The organism is Promicromonospora sp. NPDC023805 (genome assembly GCF_040639635.1).
Classification (GTDB): domain Bacteria; phylum Actinomycetota; class Actinomycetes; order Actinomycetales; family Cellulomonadaceae; genus Promicromonospora.
The window spans coordinates 41950-64169 of sequence record NZ_JBFAAH010000012.1 but is presented as its reverse complement, the minus strand read 5'-3'; the positions used below and the strand labels follow the sequence as shown (position 1 = coordinate 64169).

Annotated in this window: 16 protein-coding genes; 1 reads left to right on the top strand and 15 read right to left on the bottom strand. The window is 69.5% G+C overall.

Annotated elements, in window-relative coordinates:
• Positions 1-34: 34 nt before the first annotated feature.
• The 12 genes from AB0F70_RS13690 to AB0F70_RS13635 form a co-directional block, all read right to left on the bottom strand.
• On the bottom strand, positions 35-1540 hold the full coding sequence (locus AB0F70_RS13690; RefSeq protein WP_357448778.1) for a trypsin-like serine protease: 1506 nt from the start codon (positions 1538-1540) through the stop codon (positions 35-37).
• A gap of 118 nt (positions 1541-1658) precedes the next feature.
• Complete coding sequence (locus AB0F70_RS13685; RefSeq protein ID WP_357448776.1) at positions 1659-5468, bottom strand: ALF repeat-containing protein; 3810 nt, start codon at positions 5466-5468, stop codon at positions 1659-1661.
• Positions 5469-5607: 139 nt separating this feature from the next.
• A complete protein-coding gene (locus AB0F70_RS13680; RefSeq protein ID WP_357448774.1) occupies positions 5608-8841 on the bottom strand; it encodes a trypsin-like serine protease in 3234 nt (1077 codons plus the stop codon).
• A 143-nt stretch (positions 8842-8984) separates the two neighbouring features.
• Positions 8985-9524, bottom strand: coding sequence for a hypothetical protein (locus AB0F70_RS13675; protein WP_357448772.1), 540 nt, complete (start codon positions 9522-9524; stop codon positions 8985-8987).
• A gap of 99 nt (positions 9525-9623) precedes the next feature.
• The gene (locus tag AB0F70_RS13670; RefSeq protein ID WP_357448769.1) at positions 9624-11834 is read right to left on the bottom strand and encodes a S1 family peptidase; all 2211 of its coding nucleotides are present in this window, start codon (positions 11832-11834) and stop codon (positions 9624-9626) included.
• A gap of 146 nt (positions 11835-11980) precedes the next feature.
• Positions 11981-12769: an ABC transporter ATP-binding protein gene (locus AB0F70_RS13665; RefSeq protein ID WP_357448767.1), complete on the bottom strand. Its 789-nt coding sequence runs from the start codon at positions 12767-12769 to the stop codon at positions 11981-11983.
• A 23-nt stretch (positions 12770-12792) separates the two neighbouring features.
• Positions 12793-13881, bottom strand: coding sequence for an iron ABC transporter permease (locus tag AB0F70_RS13660; RefSeq protein ID WP_357448765.1), 1089 nt, complete (start codon positions 13879-13881; stop codon positions 12793-12795).
• Positions 13878-15092, bottom strand: a complete 1215-nt coding sequence (locus tag AB0F70_RS13655) for an MFS transporter (RefSeq protein WP_357448762.1) — start codon at positions 15090-15092, stop codon at positions 13878-13880. Before AB0F70_RS13655 ends, AB0F70_RS13660 begins: the two co-directional genes overlap by 4 nt.
• Positions 15089-16384: an opine metallophore biosynthesis dehydrogenase gene (locus AB0F70_RS13650; RefSeq protein ID WP_357448760.1), complete on the bottom strand. Its 1296-nt coding sequence runs from the start codon at positions 16382-16384 to the stop codon at positions 15089-15091. Before AB0F70_RS13650 ends, AB0F70_RS13655 begins: the two co-directional genes overlap by 4 nt.
• Before the next feature lie 3 nt (positions 16385-16387).
• Positions 16388-17242, bottom strand: a complete 855-nt coding sequence (locus AB0F70_RS13645; protein WP_357448758.1) for a class I SAM-dependent methyltransferase — start codon at positions 17240-17242, stop codon at positions 16388-16390.
• Entirely contained in the window at positions 17235-18074 is an 840-nt protein-coding gene (locus tag AB0F70_RS13640; protein ID WP_357448756.1) for a hypothetical protein, read from the bottom strand. Before AB0F70_RS13640 ends, AB0F70_RS13645 begins: the two co-directional genes overlap by 8 nt.
• A 62-nt stretch (positions 18075-18136) precedes the next feature.
• Positions 18137-19153, bottom strand: a complete 1017-nt coding sequence (locus AB0F70_RS13635; RefSeq protein WP_357448754.1) for an ABC transporter substrate-binding protein — start codon at positions 19151-19153, stop codon at positions 18137-18139.
• Between the two features lie 455 nt (positions 19154-19608).
• Between AB0F70_RS13635 and AB0F70_RS13630 the strand changes: the two genes are divergently transcribed.
• Positions 19609-19947, top strand: a complete 339-nt coding sequence (locus tag AB0F70_RS13630; protein ID WP_357448752.1) for an Imm51 family immunity protein — start codon at positions 19609-19611, stop codon at positions 19945-19947.
• A 27-nt stretch (positions 19948-19974) separates the two neighbouring features.
• Here the strand turns inward: AB0F70_RS13630 and AB0F70_RS13625 are convergent, their stop codons facing one another.
• The 3 genes from AB0F70_RS13625 to AB0F70_RS13615 all read right to left on the bottom strand — a co-directional run bounded on the left by AB0F70_RS13625 (position 19975) and on the right by AB0F70_RS13615 (position 22100).
• A complete protein-coding gene (locus AB0F70_RS13625; protein ID WP_357448750.1) occupies positions 19975-20763 on the bottom strand; it encodes a DUF4240 domain-containing protein in 789 nt (262 codons plus the stop codon).
• 205 nt (positions 20764-20968) lie between these two features.
• Entirely contained in the window at positions 20969-21394 is a 426-nt protein-coding gene (locus AB0F70_RS13620; protein ID WP_357448748.1) for a hypothetical protein, read from the bottom strand.
• A gap of 202 nt (positions 21395-21596) precedes the next feature.
• Positions 21597-22100 (bottom strand): hypothetical protein, encoded by a 504-nt coding sequence (locus AB0F70_RS13615; RefSeq protein ID WP_357448746.1) that lies wholly within the window; start codon positions 22098-22100, stop codon positions 21597-21599.
• Positions 22101-22220 lie beyond the last annotated feature (120 nt).

Sequence of the window (22220 nt, the reverse complement as noted above, 5' to 3'; positions counted from 1 at the left end):
CCACCCGAAAGGGTGGGACCGTCCGGCGCCGGGTTCAGCCGATGTGGTGCCAGGTGCCCCAGCCCTGGCTGACCTTCACCGGTGCGGCGAGGTAGTGGCCGCGGGTCGTGTTGTACCAGTGAGCGTAGTAATTCAGGTCGCCGTTGGCGTTGCGGGCGATGACGTCCGCCGTACCGTCGCCGCTCCAGTCCGCCGCCACGATCGTCGTGACGTCGCTCCACGCCGTTGCCAGCTGCGTCCGGGCACCGAAGCTGTTGCCGCTGGCGTGCGGGTACAACCAGAGCGTCCCCGAGGCATCGACAGCCAGCAGGTCGGCTCGGCCGTCGCCGGTCACGTCGTCCGCGGTGACCAGACGCATACCGTTCCACCCGTGACCGATCTTGACCTGCGGGACAAAGTTGTTGCCGCTTCCGTGCCCGTAGAGCAGGAGGTCGCCCGCACCGTTCACTGCCAGCACGTCGGCGCGGTCGTCGCCGGTCCAGTCCGCCGCCATCACCTTGGTCATGTTTCCCCAGCCCGTGCCGATCCGGACACGGCTGCTGAAGTAGTCCACGCCCTCGACGGACCGCTGATGCGCGTAGTACCAGAGGTCGTCGTTGGCATCGACCCCGACCACGTCGTCCGCGCCGTCACCACTCCAGTCAGCGGTCATGACGAACTTCCAGGTGTCCCAGCCCTGGCCGAACCGGTGGCCGGAGCCGAGCCTGTTGTCCGCTGCCTGGCGGTGGTGCCAGAGATAGCCGTCGGCGTCGACGCCGACGACGTCGGCGCGCTCGTCCCCGCTGAAGTCCGGGAGGCACCGTGCCGGAACGCAGCCGGCAGCTGCGGCAGGCGGTGGCTCGGGCTCCTCTCGCTGCACGACCTCCTGGATCCAGTCCGAGACGTCGTCGACCCGGGCCTCGACAGCGCCGGTGCGGGTCTCGGTGGGGTCGCTCCCGAAGCAGCCACCCTGCCAGGAGCGGCTGTTCACCGCGACCAGCTCAGGACCGGCCGCCGTCACCCGTAGGGCAGGCCCGCCGGTGTCGCCGGCGCAGACCGACGCGTCGTCCTGACCGGTGATGGCGATGTCTCCGCCCGAGACGGAATCGACCACGAAGGTGCCCGTATGACGCTCCAGCGGTGCCCACTCGGTCGCCGTCCTGCCGTAGCCCGGCACGACGAGCTCGGAGCCGACCGCAGGCGGCTCGTCCGCCAGCGCGACCGGCGCAATCTCCGGAACCGGGCCGAACAGGCGAGCCAGGACGAGGTCACGTGACTCGTGCGGGACCAGCTCGACGATGTCGCGCTCCTGGCCCGAGTCGGTGGTCAGGTCGGCGCGACCGATCGTGGCGACCGTGGCCATCTCCGGTGCTCCCGCGGCCGGTGGCAGGCCGGATGCCGGATCCTCGGAGAAGCAGCTCGCCGCCGTGAGCACCCACGACGTCGCGACCAGCGCACCGGAGCAGGCGCGCCCGTCCTCCTCGCCACTGATCTCGAGCCGCGCGGTAAACGCGTACTCGTTCTCCGACGCCGTCCCGACCACTGCGGTGGCAGCAGGCATGAGCACCAACGTCGCCATCACAACGGCGGCTGAAGTTGCGCCACCGATCGCAGCACGGACATGTTGAGGGTTCACTGCAAATCCTTCCTCTCGGATGAGATCGACACAGAAATAGCAGCTACCAGCGGTAGAACTGTGCGATATTTCCATCCCTTTGCAGCACCACCACGTAAATGCTCCCGCCGATCTCACGACTGAACAGCGAAACCGGTGAGCGCCCCTCCAGGTAGTCGACTATTCGATCCTCGTTGTGCCGAACCACTTCCGCGAGGTAGCGATCTAGATCAGCCACCGTGTCGCCGCGTGCGAAATACTTCCTGACATCAGAAGGATGCACCGCGAAGTGTTCCCACGTTTGGCGACTGAGAATCTCCACCATGCGGTCCCGCGTCATGCGGACCGTCCACTCCCTAACCTCCAGCGATGGCGGGTCCCAGGACAGGTCGTCCAAGGCAGCATTGACGCGCTGGTTGACACATTGCTGCGGCGACAGTCCCCCGCTTCCTTCGATCGCCAGGCAGGCAGAATTGCGATACTCCTCAATCATCCGGGCGTTATCGGATGAGACCTCTTCGATATTCGGGATCCTGAACCATTCTTCCCATGCACCGACCCAACTCTCCCAGTACTCCAGCGAATACGGGTCCTCAGGAACCACGACGTCGGACAGTTGATCAACGACGCGCTCGACGATGTTCCTGCACAATCGAGCCGTTGCGGAGCACAACGCATCCGGCATGCGACCCATTTGATGATCGAGCGCGATAAGAGCCACCGGTTCGAGGAACTGATACGAGACGAAGACAGCATCCAAACTCATCTGGTCTTCTACGTAGTTGTCGAAGTTCAAGCTCCCCACATACTCCATGCAACGCGCATACAGGGTACCGGAAACGAACGTCCTCCAGCAGTACTTCGCGTTCTGTTGCATCATCGGTCCGCGATCGAAATCATTGTCGATGATGGCTTGCGCCATATCGTAGACATCCTGCTGGCATCCGCTGTCCAGACCCTTGTCGTACCGGAACGCGAACAATGGAAACACTCTGCAGCCCTGGGGATAGTTCTGCTGGACCGTGCCCCAGGCTTCTTCCCAGATCGCGTCTTCCATCATCTTGTACACGGCGTTGTAGGCATCGATTGCATGTTCGGCCGCTTCGGCGAGGCTCTCGCCGGCCTCTCTTGCGTCGGACCATGCCTCTTCCGCGCTTTCTGCGGCGGAGCGAGCGAACTTGACGGATTGCACGTGTGCGACGCGTGCGAAGGCAGCGGATCCTGCCGCCGCCTGGGCTGATTTCCGCGCATCGTTGGCAGCCGCCAAAGCGCTGTCCGCGGACCGTTTCGCTGCTGCGGCGGACCCTCTCGCCTCGTCGGCAGCCGCGACGGCCGCGGAGGCATGCCGTCCCGCCTCGTTCGCTGCCGTGACAGCCTGGCCGGCGTAGTTCGCCGCGTCCTGAGCGGCCCCGGCGGCTCGCGCAGCTTCCTCCCATGCCCTTTTCTCGTTCTCCGTCGCGCGCATCGCCACTTCGGCGGCCTGAGCCACCAACGACGTCATCGTCTGCACGTGTGCGGCGGTGCGTTGGTCACGCGCACCTGCCTCGTACTGCCCTGTCTTCAGGAACAGCTCGCGGAACGCCGGGGGGCCTTCGAGCGCAACCTCAGCGTTGATCCTCAGCTCACTGCCCGCTGGAGCACTCCCAAGTACTTGGGTCACCTTGATCTCATCGTCCGCCTCCTGCCCGGCAAACATCCCTGTCTCGAGGAAATCTCCCAGCACCGAAACCGACCCGTCATCCAGGGCATTCGTTGCTGCCGCCACCGTATGTTGGTCGCCCGACTCGCGAGCTGAAGCGAGAACCTGGTTGACCGCGAGGTCGAACTCCACGACTCGCTCGGGGTATTCCGGATTCTCAAGGAAGGATGCGACCTCGGCGTCCGTGCCCGCTAGCACTGCCTGGGCCGCGGTGCGCATGGACTCTGTACCGGCGGCCGATATTCCAGCCAGGGTCGTCCGGTCGTCCATACCTTCCGCACGCCGGAGTCCTTCACGTGCGAAGGCGAGCACCTGCTCGTCCTCACCTGTCAGCGCGCTCCGTGCAGCCTCTCGCGTCCAGGTTCCTCCCGAGTCGACCAGTCCGAGCGCTGCTTCACGAGCTCGTGCGACGGCGATGTCCCTCGGGGTGTTCGGGTCAGTCGCCTCCCGAAGCGCCTCCTCCACGGCCGGGGGCCGCCATTGCGCTCGCGGCGAGCTGGGCCCCGGGCCATCCGACCAGCTGGCGTCTTCGACCGCCTGCGCGACATCACGCGCTGCTTCGATCATCTGGTCACGCTCGCGGGCAAGCCGGAGCCGGTCCTGCCTGCGGGCTTCCGTAAAGACCATATGCGCTTGTTCCGCAGCATCTCGCGCAGCACCGGCAGCTTCAGACGCAGTGTCGGCGTCTTCCAAGGCACGCTGGGCCGCGTCGGCGGCATCTCCGGCATGCTCGGCGGCGTCTTCTGCCGCTCGTGCCGCATTCCGCGCGTGGATCACGGCTGACTCCGCAGCATCACGAGCGATGATCGCCTGCTCACGGGCATACCTAGCGAAGTCGACCGCCTCGTCCGCGGCTTCCTGCGCGCGGATCGCAGCGGCGCGGGCACGTGCCGCCGCCGCATACGCCTCCTCCGCATCGGCACCGGCCGCGTTCGCGGCCTCCGCAGCGGCCTGGGCCGCCGCGTAGGCATCCTGGGCGTTGGTCACTGCGGACGTCACAGCTGCAAAGGCGTCATCCACTGCGTCCAACGCGTCGAAGGCGTGGTCCATCGCCTGCTCGATATCGCTCAGATCGGCCAGGGCAGCATTCGCCTCAGCCGCCTTGTCCCTGGCGTCGGCGGCGGCATCACGGTCGTTTCGTGCTGCTGCCGCTGCGCGGGCTGCTTCCGCTGCCTTCTGCTCTGCCCTGGCAGCAGCGAGGGCTACGCGGGCCGCGGCATTCGCCGCAGTTTGAGCTGCCGCGGCAGCCTCATTGGCCGCACCAACTGCTTTGCCGGCCGCCGCAGCAGCGCCCCGTGCGGCACGTGCGGCTTTGCTCGCTGCGACTTCTGCACGCTGACGGTCGTTGCCCGCCGCTCGCGCCTCGTCACGGGCCTTCACCGCGGCCTTCTTGGCCAACCCTGCAGACTTCTCGGCCCGGTCGGCTTCGTCCACGGCAGCGTTCATCGCTGCTTCTGCCTTGCTGCCTTCGGTCTCGACCGCACGAACCAGGTCGGTAATCGTCTCGCTCTCGTGATCCCTTGCTGCCGCCACACCCCAGTCGATGTCGAGGAACCGGGTGAGTGTTGAGTATCGGCCATCGTCCAGTGCCCTCGCCGCGGCTTCCCTCACCAGCGGCCCGCCTGAGGCGAGGGCCTGATTGACCCGAAGTTCCACGTCCGCACGATGGGCTTGCGCCCAATCCTCGGACAGAAACCGTTCGAGGTCGTCCGGTGATCCCGCGTCCAACGCAACCCGGGCAGCCTGGTTGACCTGTGGCCCACCCGCTGCCGCCAGCTGGCTGATCCGAATCTCCTGGTCGGCCAGCCACGGGTCGTTCCAGCCATTCGCGAGGAACGCGCCAAGCGCCTCGGGGTCCTGCGCGTCGAGCAGCGGCGTGACAGCGTCCTTCATCGCCGGGCCGCCGCTGGCGAGCATCTGGTTGGCGAAGATCTCGCGATCCACCAGCTCCAACTCACCCCACTGTTCGCGCACGAAAGCGCACATTTCTTCCTCGCCGCCCACCAACGCGGCCTCTGCAGCCTCCCTGACCTGCGGTCCGCCCGCATCGCGTGCCGCAAGCACACCGGCCCGGGTGCACGCCACCTCGGAAGGCAGTTCCTCGGCATAGGCCTGATTCGCCTCCGGCACGACGCCGGGCACCACCAGACTTGCCGCCAGGACGGCGACTAGCACGGTACCTGCTCTGAAGCTCGATAATCTTGGCCACGACATTTCAGGTCCTCTCCATCCAGATGACTGACGATCGGCGAGCGCGCCCGGGCAGGAACCCACCCGCCTCGGCGCTGCAGTGGTGTACGGCGGGCAGCGCCTGTCAGACGGTGATCTGCAGCAGCACGGTCCGCTCGGAGTCCGGATCGGCGCCGATACCGACCGGCGTGTACGAATCGGCATCCCCGGTGATCTCCACCGGGTTACCAGACGGCGTGTCGACGACCGCGGTGAAGTCGTGACCCGCGCCGGTCTCGTATCCGTCGCCGCGGATCGAGTACACGTTCGGCACACGCAGGTCGATACGGCCCGAGTCACCGCGGACCATCAGGCACAGCGTGAGCGCCCCACCGGACTCGACGGTGTACCGGACCCTCATCGCCCCCACTCCCTCCTCGTCGGGCACCGTCGCGCACTCGGCGTCGACGACGATGTTGCCGTCGCCCGAGATGAGCTCGATGCCGAGCTGCTCCCCGATCCGCGCTGCGTCCGGGTAGGCGAACCGCTCGACCAGCGACGTGGCCCCTGTCGGCCGCGAGACCGTGACCGCCGCGTCCGGCTTGCGGGTGCGGTCCAGGACCACTGCCAGCTTCTGGGCCGGGCGGTACCCGAACAGGTGTGCCTTGCCGCCGTCCGCGGCGGCGACGCTGACGAGCTGGTCCTGCGCGTTCCGCAGGGAGTAGCCGCCGAGGCCGCCGGCCTGGTCAGGGCGGATCTCGGTGAACCCGTTTGCGGTGGCAGTCCGGATCGCCGACATCGTCGTGCCCGGCGAGTAGGCGACCAGGTCGTCCGGCTTCCCGTCGTCGTCGTACGCGGTGGCGACCACCCGGCTCGTCGCGCTGCCCAGAGCGGGCCATGTGCCCTCGGACTGCTTGGTGTAGGCGGACGTGGTGTCGCGGCTGACGACCGAGTACTTCTTGGCCGTACCCGGCCGGTACACGAGCAGGTCGTTCGGCTTCCCGTCATGGTCGGCATCGAACGGAGTGATCCGGTCACCGGCGGCGAAGGCCCAGCCGCCCAGCGATGCGGTGTGCGGCATCACGTAGCCGAAGGTCGGGCCGGCCACCACCGCGGCCGTGCCGCCCGCGCCCGGGTCGTACTGCATGATCTCGTCGAGCCGGCCGTCACCGTCATAGTCCACTGGGACGAGCTGCGGGTCCTCCGCGTTGCGGACCACGCCCCAGGCGTTCTGGTACTCCTTCACGAACTGGCCCGAAGCGTCACGGCTGTAGATCGCGACGTTCCGCACGTCGGCGGAGCCCACGCCCGGCCGGTACACCAGCAGGTCGTCCAGCTTGCCGTCGCCCTCCAGGTCGAACGCGACCATCTTGTCCGCCACATTGGTGAGCGGCCAGTCGCCGATGCCCATGCCGCGGTGCACCTCGGCGTACGTGCCGTCCGCCCGGCGCTCGGCGATGACGACGAGCCGCCCGCCGGGCCGGTACAGGAGCACATGGTCCGCCCTGCCGGTGTGGTCGAAGTCGTAGGCGATGGCCTTGTCGGCGGCGTTCGAGAGGTCGAACCCGGCCACGCCCGCGTTGCTCTCGTGCGCGAGCTCGTACTGGCTCTCGCCGCGGTCGAGCCGCTTCATCGCCCAGGCGCTCTTCGCGCCGGGCCGGTAACCGAGCACAAGAGTGCGCGAGCCGGTACCAGTGCCCTCGAACGGGACCAGCCGGTCGGCGTTGTTCGTCAGGTCGAACCCGCCGAGGCCGCCGTCCCGCGGGCCGGTGAGCGGCGCATAGGTGTCGGTGGCGGCGTCCCAGGTGATCGCGCTGACCCGGCCGAAGCCGCCGGCAACCGGACGGTAGGCCACGAGATCGTCGTCCAGGCCGTCGTGGTCGTAGTCCATGGCGACCACCTGGTCGGCGGCGTTGTCCAGCGACGTCCACGTGGCAGTGTCCACCGTGGAGTAGCCGCCGCTCGTGTTCCGGCTGAGGACCGCGTACTTCTGGGCCGTTCCCGGTCGGTACACGAACAGGTCGTCGCTCTTGCCGTCGTGGTCCCGGTCGAACGGGACCACGCGGTCGCCAGAGGCGAAGGTCCAGCCGCCGAGCGACGTGGTGTGCGGCATCAGGTAGCCGAAGCTCGGGCCGGCCACCACCGCCGCCGTGCCGCCGACGCTGGGGTCGTACTGCATGATCTCGTCGAGCCGGCCGTCACCGTCGAAGTCAACCGGGAGGAGCTGGGGATCGTCCCCGTTGCGTACCAGCCCCGCCGCGTTCTGGTACTTCTTGACGAATTGACCTGACGCGTCCTGGCTGTACACCGCGAGGTTCCGCACGGTTTCGGAGCCCACGCCCCGGCGGTACACCATCAGGTCGTCCAGCTTCCCGTCGCCCTCGAAGTCGAACGCGATGATCTTGTCCACCGCGTTGTCCAGCGCCCAGTCGCCCAGGCCGGCCGTGCTCCGGTACACCTGCGCGTACGTTCCGTCGGGGTTGCGGCGCGCGACCTGCACGATGTTCGAGCCTGGCCGGTACATCAGGAGGTGGTCCGCCCGGCCGCTGTGCGCGTAGTCGAAGGCGATCACCTTGTCGGCCGCCGACGCGAGGTCGTATCCGCCGATACCCGCGGTCGTGCTGCGGTGCTCCCAGCCGAACTGGGCGCTCAGAGCGGGCGCGTTCCGGTCCACCCAGTCACCGAGGCCGTCCACACGCACCACGGTCGTCACGGCCGCGGGGTCGCTCGCCTCAGCGAGGCATCGTGCACCGTCCGAGCCGACAGCGAGCCCGAGCACCGCCGCCCCACCGGAGCCGACCACGGGCGCACCGGCGTCCCCGAGGCACGCACCCGCCGCTCCGTCCGCGTCCGACCAGGTGAAGGTCGCCGCGCTCACCTCCCCGACGACGCCCGTGGCACGCTCGGCGGCGTCGGGCACCCAGGTGTCAGCCGTGCGGCCGAATCCCCCCATGACCGACGCGGCGCCCGTGACAGGGGCCGTCGAGGGGATCGTGGCGCGCGTGATCCCCTCGGCGGGCAGGACGAGGCGGATCAGTGCCACGTCCCGGTCAGGGTGCGGCACCACCCGGTCCGCCTCGAGGGTCCGCGCCGGGGTACCGGCGTGCGCGCCGCCCACGACCGCCTTCACGGCCGCCGGTGGTCTCCCGGTCGTCAGCGAACCGTCGTCGCCGGCGATGCAGGAGGCCGCCGTGAGCACCCACTGCGGGCGCACGAGGGCGCCGGAGCAGGAGCGCTCGCCCCCCGTTCGGACCTTCACCAGGTATGGCGCACTACCTGACGCGGCCGGGTCGCCCCCGGTCACCGCCATAGCGGGGGCCGCCAGACCGGCCATGATCACTGCTGCGCCCGCCAGCGCGGCAACCAATCGTCGCAACATCCCAGCCTCCATCAATGGTCAGACCTACGGTGAATATCGGAGCAAGTCGGGCGGTGCCGCGCCGAGCAGTTCGTGCGCCCGCAGAAGGGCGACGCGCCTGGCGCCTTGACGATCCGGGACGACACCTGTGCCGTCCGGCGGAGTCAGACCGTGATCCGCAGGAGAACCGTCAGCTCGGAGTCCGGATCGGCCCCGATACCGACAGGCGTATATGTGTCGCCTTCCCCTTCGATCTCCACCGGGGCGCCCGACGGCGTGTCGACGACCGCCGTGAAGTCGTGGCCCGTCCCGGTCTCGTACCCGTCGCCGCGGATGCTGTACACGTTCGGCACACGTAGGTCGATACGGCCCTCGTCACCGCGGACCACGAGGCATAGTGTCTTGGCCCCACCCGACTCGACCGTGTACCGGACCCTCATCGCCCCGATGCCCTCCTCGTCGGGCTGTGTCGCGCACTCGAGGTCGGCGACGATGTGACCGTCTCCCCGTTCCAGCAGGATGCCGTGCTCCTCGAAGATCTCCGCCGACCGCGGGTAGTCGAAGGTCTCCACCGCGAACGGTGGGAGGTCGTCGGCGACGACCTCGCCCCGCACCGCGCCCGCCATCGCGGGGGCAGCGAGGAAGGTGGCCAGCACGGCGGCGGTGATCCCCGCGGCGATGCCGGCCCTGGACAGGTATCTCATGGTCACTCCTGAGTTCCGGCGAGTTGTTCCTGGCATGACTTGCTCCTTCCAGGCGAGGTGGCGCGGCCGATCGCCCGGCCGCACCACCTCGCCGTCAGATCACTGGATCGAGGAACCGAACGCGACGCCCGTCGCCGGGATGCCGCCGGTACCGGGCCGGTAGGTGGTCACCGCTCGCGTGGTGCCGCCCGTCACGTTGCTCCAGGGGACGACATGGACCGATCCGTGATTCGACCGGTCGTCGGGCATCCCGACGTAGAGATGCTCGTCGGTGCCCGTCAAGGCTTGTCCGACCCGCTCGCCGACTCCGAGACTGCCGGGAATGCCTCCGCGTCCCGGCTCCAGCCAGTAGTGGTTCTCGACCGGCGCTCTGAACGAGTCGAGCCCGGCGAGCACCTGGACGGCACCCGTGTCGCGGAGGGCGGCCGGGTCCTCGTCCGGCACACCCACGGCGAGGACCATGGTGTCCCCTGAGGCATCTGCCGGATCCGTGCTCGTGATCACCACGGAGGCACCGAAGTGATCGTTCTGCTCCGGCCCGCCGGACATGCCCTCGACGTCTTGACCGACGTCGCCGACCTGGGACCAGCCACCATTCGACCGCAGGTGGATCGTCGCGACCCGCCCCGCGCCGTCGCGGTCACCACCGTTCGCCGGATGGACGAGGGACTCTCCTGGCGCTCCGACGGCCAGGAGCGAATCGGTCGGCGACGCCGCGCCCGATGGGCGGTACTCCGTCATGTCGAGCGCGCCCCCGAGCTCGTCCCCGGGCTCCGAGTCTCCGCTGACACCGGTGGTGTTCTGCTGGATCGCCAGGAACTGCGCGGGCCGGCCCTCGCTGTTGAGACGGTGCTCGAACACGTGCACGAGACCCGAGGCAGCATGACTACCGATGGCCTCGTACGGGACACCTACGGCGAAGAAGTGGCTGTCGCCCGTGACGACCTGCCCGAACCTGTCACCCGCCTCGACCCCGCCCTCGACGCCCTCGACATCCTGGTGGACGGCCCGCGGAGCCATCGATCCCAAGCTGTAGAGGATCATTCCGGCGGTAGCGGTCGAACCCAGGCTCTCCCCCGGCACGCCCATCACGAGCCACGGCGTACCGTCAGCTGCATGCCCGGCCGCCACTGAGTAACCCAGCAGGTCCCCGGCCTCAGGAGCGGACACACCGAGCGAGCCTTCGCCCTGTCCCTGCGCGTACGTGACGTCCGCCGGCCCGTTGGTCAGGCCCTCCCGCGAGCCGTGGATGATCTCCACCCACCCGGTGTCACTCGCGCCGTCCAGGTGTTCGTACGGTGTCCCGACCACCAGGTCCGTGCACCCGTCCAGATTCTTGTCGACGGTCGCCATGCTGTGGCCGAACCGGTCGCTGGGCTCGGGATCTCCGGCGACGCCAGGTGATGCCTGAGTGATCAGCATCGTGCCCCGGGAACCCCCGTAGATGATCCGAACCGCACCGGCCTGGGCCAGACCGTCCACGGTCGCCTCGGGGTCCGCGATCGCGAGGTCGCGCACGCCGTCGCAGTTGAAGTCGACGATCCTCGGCTTGTCCAGGGCTTCGGTGACCCAGCCGGTCACGTCGTCGGCCCGGACGCCGATCGCGGTGTTCCGGGTCTCGTCCGGGTCTGCACCCCAGCAGCCGGCCTGCCAGGACCTGCTGGCGACCGCGACGAGCTCGCCGCCCCGCAGGACGGGTGCACCGGTGTCTCCGGCGCAGACCGAGGCGCTGTTGTTCCCGGCGATCGTGATGTCGCTGCCCGCGACGGCACCCACGCGGAACGTCCCGGTGTGCAGGGCCAGCGGTGCCCACTCGGTGGCCGTGCGACCGAATCCGGCGAGCAGGAGCTGGTCTGCCGTCGTAGGCGCCGACGACGCGATCGCTACCGGATCGATGCCGTCGACCGCCCGATCGAGCCGCGCCAGGACGAGATCCCGTGTCTCGTGCGGGACGAGCTCGATGACCTTGCGTTCGTGGCCTGCGCTGCTCGTCGGGTCGACCCGGCCGATGGTGGCGACCGTCGAGAGCTCGGGAGGGCCCTCCGGCACGTCCAGACCCGCGGACGGATCGTCCACGAAGCAGCTCGCCGCCGTGAGGATCCAGCGGTCCGACACCAGCGCGCCGCTGCAGGCCCGCTCGCTGTCGCCGATGTCGAGTCGTGCGGTGAACGCGTACGCCGCGTTCCCGTCCGCGGTACCGACAACGGCCGACGCCGGTGCGGCCGGCAGAGATGCGGCCAGCAACATGCCTGCAGCGGCGGCGACCGCCGCCTTCGTCGTCGACGCGTGCGGTGACGATCTCTTCTTCATTTTTGCTCCACCATGTCGTAGCCGCTCTGCTCTCGAGTGGGTACCACCATGGCGAGCCTGCCTTGCAGGAACCTTGCAGGAACCTTGTAGCGCCGTCCGGAACCGTCCGGGTCGCCGTCGTCCTACCGGCCACAAGGGTCAGCTGATCACGCCCCCGGCACATCCTGTCGCTCGTGCTCATCGACCGGGCTGAAGACCAGCTGCAGGCAGCCGCTCACGGTCACCCGCTCGACGTGGATCCCGTAGACCCGGCGCAGCGTGTCCGGGGTCAGCACGTCGTCGGGTGTTCCGGCGACCACTACCCGGCCGCGGTCGAGCAGGACCAGCTTCGTGCAGTAGCGGGCGGCCAGGTTGAGATCGTGCAGGACGACGACGGTGGTCACCCCGAGCTGTCCGACCATCCGCAGCAGCTCGTGCTGGTAGCCGATGTCGAGGTGGTTGGTCGGTTCGTCCAGGAGGAGGTGGTCGGCCTGCTGGGCCAGTGTCCGTGCGACCAGCACGCGCTGCTTCTCCCCGCCGGACAGCGTGGCGTACCGACGGTCGGCCAGGTGCCGGGCGCCGACCCGGGTCAGGGCGGCCGCGGCCGCCCGGCGGTCCTGCCGGCTGAGCGCGGCGAGGGCGCTGCGGTGCGGGGCGCGGCCGAGCAGCACCATGTCCGCGACGGTCACGGGCAGGTCCGAGGGGGTCTCCTGGGCGACGACGGCGACCCGCCGGGCGAGCTCGGCCCCACGGAGCGTCGCGACCGGCTGGTCGTCGATGGTGACGAGGCCGGCCCGCGGACGCAGGGCAGCGTACAGGGTGCGCAAGAAGGTGGTCTTGCCGCTGCCGTTCGGTCCGATCAGCCCAACCATCTCGCCCGGACCCGCGTGCAGCCCGACGCCGTCGACCACCAGGGTGCCGTCGTAGTCGACGGAGACATCGCTCGCTGAGATCATGGGGCTCCTTGCGTGGCCGCGGGTCAGCGGGTCGAGTTGAGGCGGCGGACGAGCAGGAACAGCAGCGGCGCCCCGGCGATGGCGGTGAGGATCCCCAGGGGCAGCTCCTGCGGCGCGAGGACGATCCGTGCGAGGACGTCTGCCCAGACCAGGAAGATCGCCCCGAGCAGCGCAGCGACCGGGAGCAGCAGGCGGTGTCCGGTCCCGACGCACATGCGCGCGACGTGCGGGATGATCAGGCCGACGAACCCGATGCCGCCCGAGGCCGCGACGAGCGCCCCGACGCAGAGGGCGACCACCACCATGACTGCCGCGCGGAGACGGGTCGGCGAGACGCCGAGCGCCTGGGCGGTGCTGTCCCCGATGGCCAGGGCGTCCAGGTGGCGGGCCCACACCAGCAGCAGCGTCACTGTCGCGAGCACCACTGCCCACGTGACCAGAGCGGACTGGCCGGTGGCCATCGTCAGGGACCCGAGCGTCCAGAACAGCACGGAGCGTCCGGCGTCGGGGTCGTCGGAGGCGAAGATCAGGAATGACGTCATCGCGTGCAGCACGTAGCCGACAGATACTCCGGCCAGCACCAGCCGTGTCGAGGTCATCTGCCCACCGACCCGGGCGAGCAGGAAGACCCCGACTCCTGCCGCGAGGGCGCCCAGGAAGGCGCTGCCCGCGAGCGAGCTCGAGCCGATCCCGGCGCCGAAGCCGAACAGGATGGACGCGGCGGCGAGGGTCGACGCCCCGGAGGTCACCCCGAGGAGGTAAGGCTCGGCCAGGATGTTGCGGGTCAGTGCCTGGAGGGCGACACCGGCGATCGCGAGCCCGGCCCCCACGGCCGCACCCAGCAGCACGCGCGGCACCCGCAGCAGCCAGACGATGGACTCCTGGGCCGGGCTCCACGTGACCTCGACCGGCACGCCGAAGACGTTCCGGCTCACCACCTGGGCCACCGTGTCCAGCGGGATCGCCACGGGGCCGAGCCCGATCGCGACCGGAAGGGTGACGACCAGCGCGGCCAGCAGTCCGCCGATCCAGAGCACGGCGCGGCGCCGCCGCTGGTCGTGCTCGAGGTCGTCGTCCAGATCGTCGTGCAGGTCGTCGTGGGCCGCGGTCACCGGGCAGAGTCCCGGAGAGTGAGTACCGCGCCGAGCGCGAGGACGGTCAGGGCGGCAAGTACCACCGCCGCCCCCGTGTAGCCGGCCACTCCCAGCCCGGCCCCCGCGGCCGCCGTGCCGAGGAACAGGCCGAGGCTCATCCCCGCGGCGTTGAGGCTCAGCGCGGGTCCGCGTACCTCTGAGCAGCGCCGCACGAGCAGGGTCACCACCGCCGCCGCAACCACGGCGTGGCTGGCCGACAGCACCGCCGTGCAGAGCAGCGCGAGCGGCAGCACCGGAGCGACGTACACCCCGACGAGCGCGAGGAGTGCGGTCAGGAGGCTGATCGCCATCACGCGGCGAGCCCGATGGTCGGACTCGTCGAGGTTGAGCATCCGGCCGGCGACGAGGTGGCCGACGAAGAACGACCCTCCGCTGACCGTCCAGACGAACGCGAACAGCGTCGGTGTCAGGTCGAACCGGTCGGTGTACAGCGGGGCCAGGAACGCCAGGTGGCCCATGAAGGCCCCCGCCCGTGCGAACGCCACCAGGAGCAGCGGAAGCGCTCCCGGCACGGCCGCCAGCGTGCGGAACGCGGCGAGGTAGCCGAGCCGTTGGCCGCCCTGCTCGGCGGTTGTCTCGTCCCGGCCGAAGCCGAACAGCAGCGGGGCCAGCACGAAGGCCAGCACGGCGATCGCGAGCAGGTCGCCCTGCCAGCCCCACCACAGGGTCGGCAGGACGATCAGCGGCGCCCCCAGCGTGGATGCCAGCGTCTGGGACGTCATCACAAGCGTCGCGGCCCGGCTCGCGCCGGGCCCGGACCCGAACCGGTCCGCCGCCGCCGTGGAGAGCGCCGGGTACAGCAGGGCGTTCGACACCCCGGTGAGCAGGCAGAACGCCGCCAGGGCGGGCACAAAGGACAGCGTGCCGACCACCGCGGCCACCCCGAGCAGGACCAGCGCCGCGGCGGCCACCCGCCGGGGCGCCAGCCGCCCGATGAGCGGCGCCAGCGCGACACCGGCCAGGACCGCGCCGATGCCGCCGAGCCCGCGCAGGGACCCGACCTCGGCGAACCCGTCGCCGGCGTCGTCGGCGATCTGCACCAGATATGTGCTGAACACGGTGAAGGGCAGGAGGCCCACGGCGGAGGCGAGCAGGGTCGGCCAGACCGCGGCGATGATCCGTCGCTCGCTGGGCAGCGCCTCGGACTCGGTCAGCTCGGTGTCGCTCATGGCGCCTCCCCCAGGCCGGCGCGGATCATGGCCAGGTCGGTGTCGAAGTCCGCCACGGTGAAGGCGTCGGACAGCGGCTCGCCCGCCAGCGCCTTCGTCGCCCGCTCCAGGTGCGCCTCGTAGGCGGTCAGGAGCGTGTCGATCGTCGGGCACACGACGCCGAGGTGCCGGGCCACGCCCTGGATGACCTTGGTGCGGTAGTAGTCCTCCTTCGGCATGCGTGGGACGTCCCACTCGCCGGTGGCGTTGCGGAAGACCGGCCGGATCGGGATGGCCGAGAAGTCGAAGTACCTCCCGTCGCGGTCGGGTTCGGAGAAGGGGTCGATCAGCAGAGAGGCGTAGCGCACGTAGACGAGGTACTCCTGGTGGATGGTGGGCAGGGACTCGAATGCGGCGACGTCGGCCGCACCGATGCTCTCCGGGCGCACGGGGTAGCTGTCCTCGAGCATGAACGCGAGCAGGTTGACGCCGGTGCCGCCCAGCGCGACGACGACGGCCGTCAGCTCCTGCCACATGGCGACCATGGTGCGGATCAGCGACGGGGTGATCGGCCCCTCGGGGAACAGCTTGTAGACGTACCTCGTGGGCTCGGGCTCGACGAACACCGCGCCCAGCGTCACGTCGTTCATGAACAGCGCCGGATGCACGTAGAGCGAGATGTTCCTGCTCTCGGCCTCGATCGCGAGGTCGCGGATCTCGGCGGTGACGCCGACCGACTCGTGCAGGGTGCGCAGGCGACCCAGCGCCTCCGAGCCCTGGGTGGTCGAGCCCACGTAGATCCGGCGCTTGACCCCGGCGGTCAGCACGGTGCTGCCCGGCGTGCCGTCCGGCCACCGGGTGTCACCCAGATAGCTCGAGAAGCTGATGACCTCCGGGTCCGCGCCCTCCCGCACGGCGTACTCACGCACCAGGAAGCTCGAGCCGAGCGTGGGCGAGAGCAGGACGATGCGGTCGACCTGCGCGAGGACGCGTCGGTCCAGCTGTCGCAGGACCGGGAGATAGGCGTCGGCGGTCACGGTGAGGATCAGCGTGTTCCACTCACCCGCTACTGCCGCGTAACCACGGAACCACTGGTCGAGCCGGCATTCCCCGGCCAGGGCCTGGTGCTGGTCGTTCTGGACGGCGACCCGCAGGGTGCCGCCGCTCCCGGCGAGCGACCCGAAGAACGCCTCCGAGCGCACCGACTCGCGCCCGGCGATCCCGACGACACCTCCAAGTCGTCCGATCAGCACGGCGGTCTGCACCGCCGTCGGCCCCGTCCCGGCGATGAGCACGTTCCCGAGCTCGTGCATGCGCTATCCCGCCTCTCGTGCGACGTGCGACTTCGTGTAGACCGCGATGTCGAAGACCTGGTCCGGCCGGCGGATCGTCTCCGCCAGGCGCCATCGTTCCGGGTCGACGGGCTGCATCGGGTAGTTGAACAGCGACTTCAGCCCGTCCCCGAATCGCATGGCGACGACGACGTCGTCGCGGGTCAGCGGGTGCAACCGGTGCAGGAGGTCGTACTTGACCGCGACCGTGGAGCTGAAGACCACGTGGGTGGCACGTCGCGTGAAGGGCAGGTCCTCGACCGCCCGGCACTCCAGCGTGATGTCCGAGGAGGCCGCCAGCTGCCGCACTACGCGACGCCCGAGAGCGATGGCTTCCTCGTCGATGTCGACCCCGGCCACAGGAGCGCCGGTGCGCTCGGCGATGTGCAGCAGGGTCATCGGGAACGAGCCCGCGCCGACGAGGAGCACCGAGGACTGCGGGCTCGGCGCGAGCGCGCCGAACTCCTCCGCGATGCTCGACTCCACGTTGGTGAAGTAGCCGGACGCCCCCTCGGTGCCGTCCAGGAGCCGCAGCGCACGGTACTTCTCGATCACCGCGGCGCACCGCGCGGACTGGGCTCGCAGGTCGCCGACTAGCTCGGCCGTGCCGGGCGAGCCCTCCTGCTCGAGCGCGAGGAACGGTGCTTCGTTCCGCTCGTCGGTCACGAACAGGGAGTAGCCGGCCATAGTGGCCTCGAGGTCGGCGGCCCAGCGGGTCGACCCGTCGTACCCGTCGGCGGCCGCGACGAACCGTCGTCGGTACTCGTGCAGTGACCGCAGGAGGTCGGGCGCTGCCGGGGTGGTGTCCACGCGGGGCACGTGGGGCGCGAGGTCAGCCATGGACGTACGCCGTCCCCTCGGCCACGACCCGGACCTGCCCGCTGATCCGCAGGCCCGTCACTCCACGGTCTCCGTGGTCGGCCCGGACGTGCATGGTGCCACCGGGCTGGTGGACGCTCGTGCGCACCGCGGCGCCGGACGTGGCGGCGAGGTACGCGCCGACCGAGGCGGTCCCGGACCCGCAGCTCCGCTCCCACACCATGCTGACCAACGAGGGGACGTTGACCAGGGGGGTCAGCTCCTGGCGCGCGGGGTCGTAGAGCATGACGCCCACCACGGGCGCGCCCGCCGACGCCGCGAGGCGCGTGGCGACCTCCTGGGCCTGCTCCCGCAGCGCCTGGTCGTGCCGCCCGCTCTCGACCACGAGGTGCACGGCGTCCCGGTACCGGACCAGGGAGGACCGCCCGGCGTCCACCCCCGGGAACGGGTACGGCTCGATCGGTCCCGGCAGCGGCATCGTGAGCTCGCACTGGTAGGAGGCGTCCCGGCGTTCGACCCGGCAGGTCAAGGGGGCCTCCGCGCCCGAGGCCTCCAGGGTGACGTCGGTCCGGTCGTCGACGCCCAGCCCCAGCTCCGCGGCGGTCAGCGCCGCGAGCGCCATGCAGGCGTTGCCGCAGAACTCGTCCCCTGCCATGTGCAGGCGCACCTGCGCCTCGAGGGTGCTCGCGCTGCGAACGAAACCTACCTGCTCGGCCTGCAGGTGCCCTGCGGAGAGGAGCTGGGCAGCGATGGACCGATAGTCGGCGACAGCGTGCCGGCTCGTGACCAGCACGGTCATGTTCTGGGTCGGGCTCAGCTTCACGAAGTCGACCTCTGTCGCAGCGGCCGCCATGGCCCGCCCCGACCGTCCGCGAGAAGGCCGGTGCGGGCGACTACGGAGCCCTGCCGGTCCGCTCACGCGTCGGCCAGCCGCTCGGCGAGCAGCTCGAGCCCGTCCACGGCCAGGGGCCCGGGAGAGGTGTAGTAGTAGTTGAGCGGCAGCAGTGCCGCGTCGTCGTCGACCGCCTCGAGGCCTGCGAGCTCAGGTCGGCCGCGCAGCTCCTCCACGACGGCTTCGTCGGTCTCGAGGGTCGAGGAGCCCGTGGGCAGGTACATCGCGAAGACGAGGTCGGGCTCGCTGCCGACCAGCTCCTCGGTGCTCGGTTCGAAGTAGCGCTTCGGCACGTCTGCGAACACGTTCTCCAGGCCGAGCACCGTCAGCTGTTCCGACACCAACGACTCGCCGCCGTACGAGCCCAACGGGCCGCCGGGGGCGACGTAGAGCGGGACCGCGCTCTCACCCGACCGCTCCCCCGCGAGCGCCGTGGCCGCCTCGACGCGGTCCCGCATGCCCTGCACCGCAGCTGCCGCCACGTCTTCGGTGCCGAACAGCCGGCCGTAGGTCTCCACGTCCCGGTAGATCAGGTCGAAGCCGCTCGCACCACCGGTGGACCGGCCCACGATGCCCGCGCAGTACCCGCTCACGGTGACGAGCTGGACGCCTGCCTCGTCGAGGCGGGCCGCGAGGGAGTCGATGTCGACACCGGAGGTGATGTCAGTGCCGATGACGGTGTCGACCCCGGCGCTGACGATCATCTCGAACGACACGTCGTGCGAGTCCTCGGTGACGCGCTCGGCGCCGTCGAGGGCGGCCTTGGTCTCCGCGTCGAAGGGGACCTCCAGGCTGCCGGCGTAGTGCGTCAGCCGGTCACCGGCGCCGGCGGCGACGAGGAGCGACGGCGCCTCCGAACCGACAGCGAGCACGCGCTCCGGGGACGAGTCGAAGACAACCTCCCTCCCGCAGCTGTCGACGCTGACCGGCGCCGCCGCCGGGTCTCCGGAGTCTCCGTCGGTGTTCGCCGGGGCACCACACCCCGTGGCGACCACCAGCAGGACGGGTACGACAACTGTCCAGGCGCTGCGACTTCTCATTCGTCGATCACTCCGCTCTCGTGACGGGTCGGTTCTCACTCGTCGCCGGCTCTGCGATCGACACTTTCGGGCGCTCCGCGAAGCGCCCACTCGCAAAAGGGACGAACGCAAACGTAGTGATAATGATTCTCACCGTCAAGATGGCGTGGGCGTCTGCGCGGTTCGACAAGCGCGGACCCCCGCGGTCCCCCGTGAGCGGAGCTGATGCCACGAGCCCCCGAGCTCGCGTCGCGCATCACGGCCAGGCCTCGCACCGTCCAGCGCCTGACCCACGGCATCGCCAGTCGGCCGTGGCAACGTCGCTCGTGGCCGACCGACGGAGCTCTTACGCGCACCAGGTCCTCGGCATGGCCACTTGATGCCTCGTCGCCTCTCGAAAGCGCTCCGATGCTGGATGAAGGAGCGCCCGATCGTCCGGTGCGGCGGTGTCGGTCACGGGTGCTAGGTTCCGGCGCATGACGGTATCGAAGCTGGTCAAGACCACTCCCGGGAAGTTCTCGTTGCTGCTGCACGCCGGTACGACGCCGGTCGACGCACTGGTCGAGGAGCTCGGGCACGAGCCGAACGGATATTTCTGGGAGGGCGTCGCACGCAGGCTGGTCGCTACCGAGGCGCCTTCGCTCGAGAGCCGGTTCCGCTACGACCCGGAGGGCGACATGTTCTGTGCCTACGGCGAGGACCGAGTCGCGCTCGAAGCGTTGGGCGAGCTGATGGATGCCGTCGCCATGGACGGAAGCAGGATGCGGAGCCTGGTCGCTGCGGCCGATGCGGACGGGTTCGACTTCGACGATTGAGCGGCGAGGCCCTCCCAAGCACCTTCGTCACGAGTCGTCGTCATGCCCCATCTCCCAGAAGGGCCGACCCCAACCCGGAACGAAGTGCTTGTTGCTCAGCCCCGCCGCTGCGGAGGCCGCACGGCCGTCTGCCAGGCCGCTCTGATAGTCGAAGAGCGTCGCCCGCTCGGCCTCTGGCGCTGCCTCCGCCGTAGCCAGCAGAGGTGCTGTCGCTCGTGGCTCGAACCTCTGCGCGAAGCGCTCCAAGAGGCGTGGCAAGCGTGCGCGGGTCGCATCGGCGTCGTGCAGAATCGGCGGCTCGCCCGACGACGGCCTCGCCGGCACGACCGAACACTGCTCGAACGCCTGGGCCGCGTTCCAGAACTCGTCGTCGTCCTCCGTACCCGTCACCCGCAGCCATGCGTCCGCAACGCACGACGTGATCGACTCGAACGCGATCGGGACGCGACCCACTGGGCCATCAGCGCTTCCCTTCACCGGAGCGGTCTGCAAGTGCTCGGCGAGCGAGTCCGGGTCAGCGATCGCGGCCTCGAACGGCTCACGGCCTAACAGGATCAGACCCTCACGGAAGTCCATGAAACTGTCGTCGCTGATGTACCCCTCGATCAGGAACATCGCGGCCTCCATGGCAGGGAGGTCCGCGAGGCCGGCCAGATCACCCGCCACGGCGCCGAACGCCAGGATCTCGTCGGCAGTCAGCCGGTCTGCGATGACGTCCACCACACAGTTGGCCAGGGCTTCGTCGTCGGCTGCGTCCCTCGTCTCCGCAAGATCGCGGATCTCGCCGACCAACCGCCAGAACGTCTCCAGGTCCATGCACCGAACCGTAGCGTTGGGGTACGACACTGCAGGTCGTGGAGCTCTCCCCTGCATCGCCGGACTGTTCGGCCTACATCTCAAAACGCTGGATGGGGTGGTCCCACGAGGCGGGGCAGAAGAAGAGCTGGAGGTGCGTCCACCGGCCGAAGACAAGCCCTGTCGGTTCGGAGCACTCCTCGCGGGGCTCCTTCTCCGCGGGCAATCAGTCCTTGCTCATCGCAACTTCGTACGCCGTGATCGCAGCCTCGATAGCAACCTCTACTTCTCGTCGTCGAGCGAGCCGCAGAATGCCTACCTCGCCGGCAGGCAGATCGGTTTGTTCCAGGTCGCGGAAGCGGTGCAGGGCAGCGAATATCTGTTGCTGCTCGCGCTGCCCGACCTCGTACTGCGCCGCGAACCACCGGGGATCGGTCGTTTCTCTCGATCGACGCTCTACAACGAAGTCTTCCTGAGCCAACGCCGCGACAAGGAACCTGCCGGCCTGTCGGTCAAGATTCAGCGCCCGACAACTCAGGAGCTGAATCGTCAGGTTCGTCTCCGGGTACGGCGTAGGGACGCGCAGCTCCGCTGGCACCTCCCACCTCTCCGTCACGAAGTCGACCCAGCTAGGGCTGTCATCTCCGAACACTGGCCCGCCCTCTTCTCACCATTGGCCAACGGCCGCTCTCGGCCATGATCTCGCGCCCGCTTACTCGAGTGCAACGGTTCGAACAGCTGCGCGCCCGGCCAACTGAATGCGCGTCGTCACATTCTCTTCCGCCCCAGTCCGGGTCACGGTGACGCCGCCCTAGGCGACCGCTCAAGCCAGCCAACCGCCTAGACAGAAGGGGTCAGTCCTGGGCGTCGCGCAGGTCGGCGCCGAGCACCGAGAGGTTCTGTCCGATGCTGTCGAGGGCGGCTGCGGCGTCACCGCTCACCGCCTCCTCGGCCTGCTCAAGCCGCGCCGTGGCCTGGTCCACCTGCTGCTCCGCGTCGGCAACGGCCTGCTGGCCCTCCGCGGACGCGTCCTGCTCAGCCTCCTCCAATGCAGCCTGCGCGTCGTCGATCGCCTGGTCGGCCTCGGCCACGGCCACCTCGGCCTCGGCCCTTGCCTCGGCATCGAGGTTCTCGAACGTCGCTTGAGCGTCGTCGATCGACTGCCTCGCCTGGTCGACGACGCCCCGCGCCTCGCCCGAGACGTCCTTCACCTGGTCGGCGGTGTCATCGATGTCCTGGTCCGAGCACGCGGCGAGCGTGCCACCCAGGCCAAGGGTGAGGCCGGTGGCAAGGGCAAGGGAAGTCAGACGGCGGGCGACGGGGACGTGCTGCCGGCTCGCGATGGGGGTGCGGTTCACGCTGTCCTCCTCAGTACGGGTATGGCAGTCCGATAAGTACGGGTATGGCAGTCCGAACACGGTGACACGACATGCGCCGAGTCGCATCTGTGCTGGTTTGCACGGCTGGTTCCTCGATCC

Coding starts and splice junctions, on each gene's coding strand:
- AB0F70_RS13635 (WP_357448754.1), bottom strand. CDS start 19,153: ATGAGAAGTCGCAGCGCCTGGACAGTTGTCGTACCCGTCCTGCTGGTG.
- AB0F70_RS13645 (WP_357448758.1), bottom strand. CDS start 17,242: ATGGCTGACCTCGCGCCCCACGTGCCCCGCGTGGACACCACCCCGGCA.
- AB0F70_RS13650 (WP_357448760.1), bottom strand. CDS start 16,384: ATGCACGAGCTCGGGAACGTGCTCATCGCCGGGACGGGGCCGACGGCG.
- AB0F70_RS13640 (WP_357448756.1), bottom strand. CDS start 18,074: ATGGCGGCCGCTGCGACAGAGGTCGACTTCGTGAAGCTGAGCCCGACC.
- AB0F70_RS13630 (WP_357448752.1), top strand. CDS start 19,609: ATGACGGTATCGAAGCTGGTCAAGACCACTCCCGGGAAGTTCTCGTTG.
- AB0F70_RS13670 (WP_357448769.1), bottom strand. CDS start 11,834: ATGAAGAAGAGATCGTCACCGCACGCGTCGACGACGAAGGCGGCGGTC.
- AB0F70_RS13690 (WP_357448778.1), bottom strand. CDS start 1,540: ATGCCTGCTGCCACCGCAGTGGTCGGGACGGCGTCGGAGAACGAGTAC.
- AB0F70_RS13655 (WP_357448762.1), bottom strand. CDS start 15,092: ATGAGCGACACCGAGCTGACCGAGTCCGAGGCGCTGCCCAGCGAGCGA.
- AB0F70_RS13675 (WP_357448772.1), bottom strand. CDS start 9,524: ATGAGATACCTGTCCAGGGCCGGCATCGCCGCGGGGATCACCGCCGCC.
- AB0F70_RS13680 (WP_357448774.1), bottom strand. CDS start 8,841: ATGTTGCGACGATTGGTTGCCGCGCTGGCGGGCGCAGCAGTGATCATG.
- AB0F70_RS13625 (WP_357448750.1), bottom strand. CDS start 20,763: ATGGACCTGGAGACGTTCTGGCGGTTGGTCGGCGAGATCCGCGATCTT.
- AB0F70_RS13665 (WP_357448767.1), bottom strand. CDS start 12,769: ATGATCTCAGCGAGCGATGTCTCCGTCGACTACGACGGCACCCTGGTG.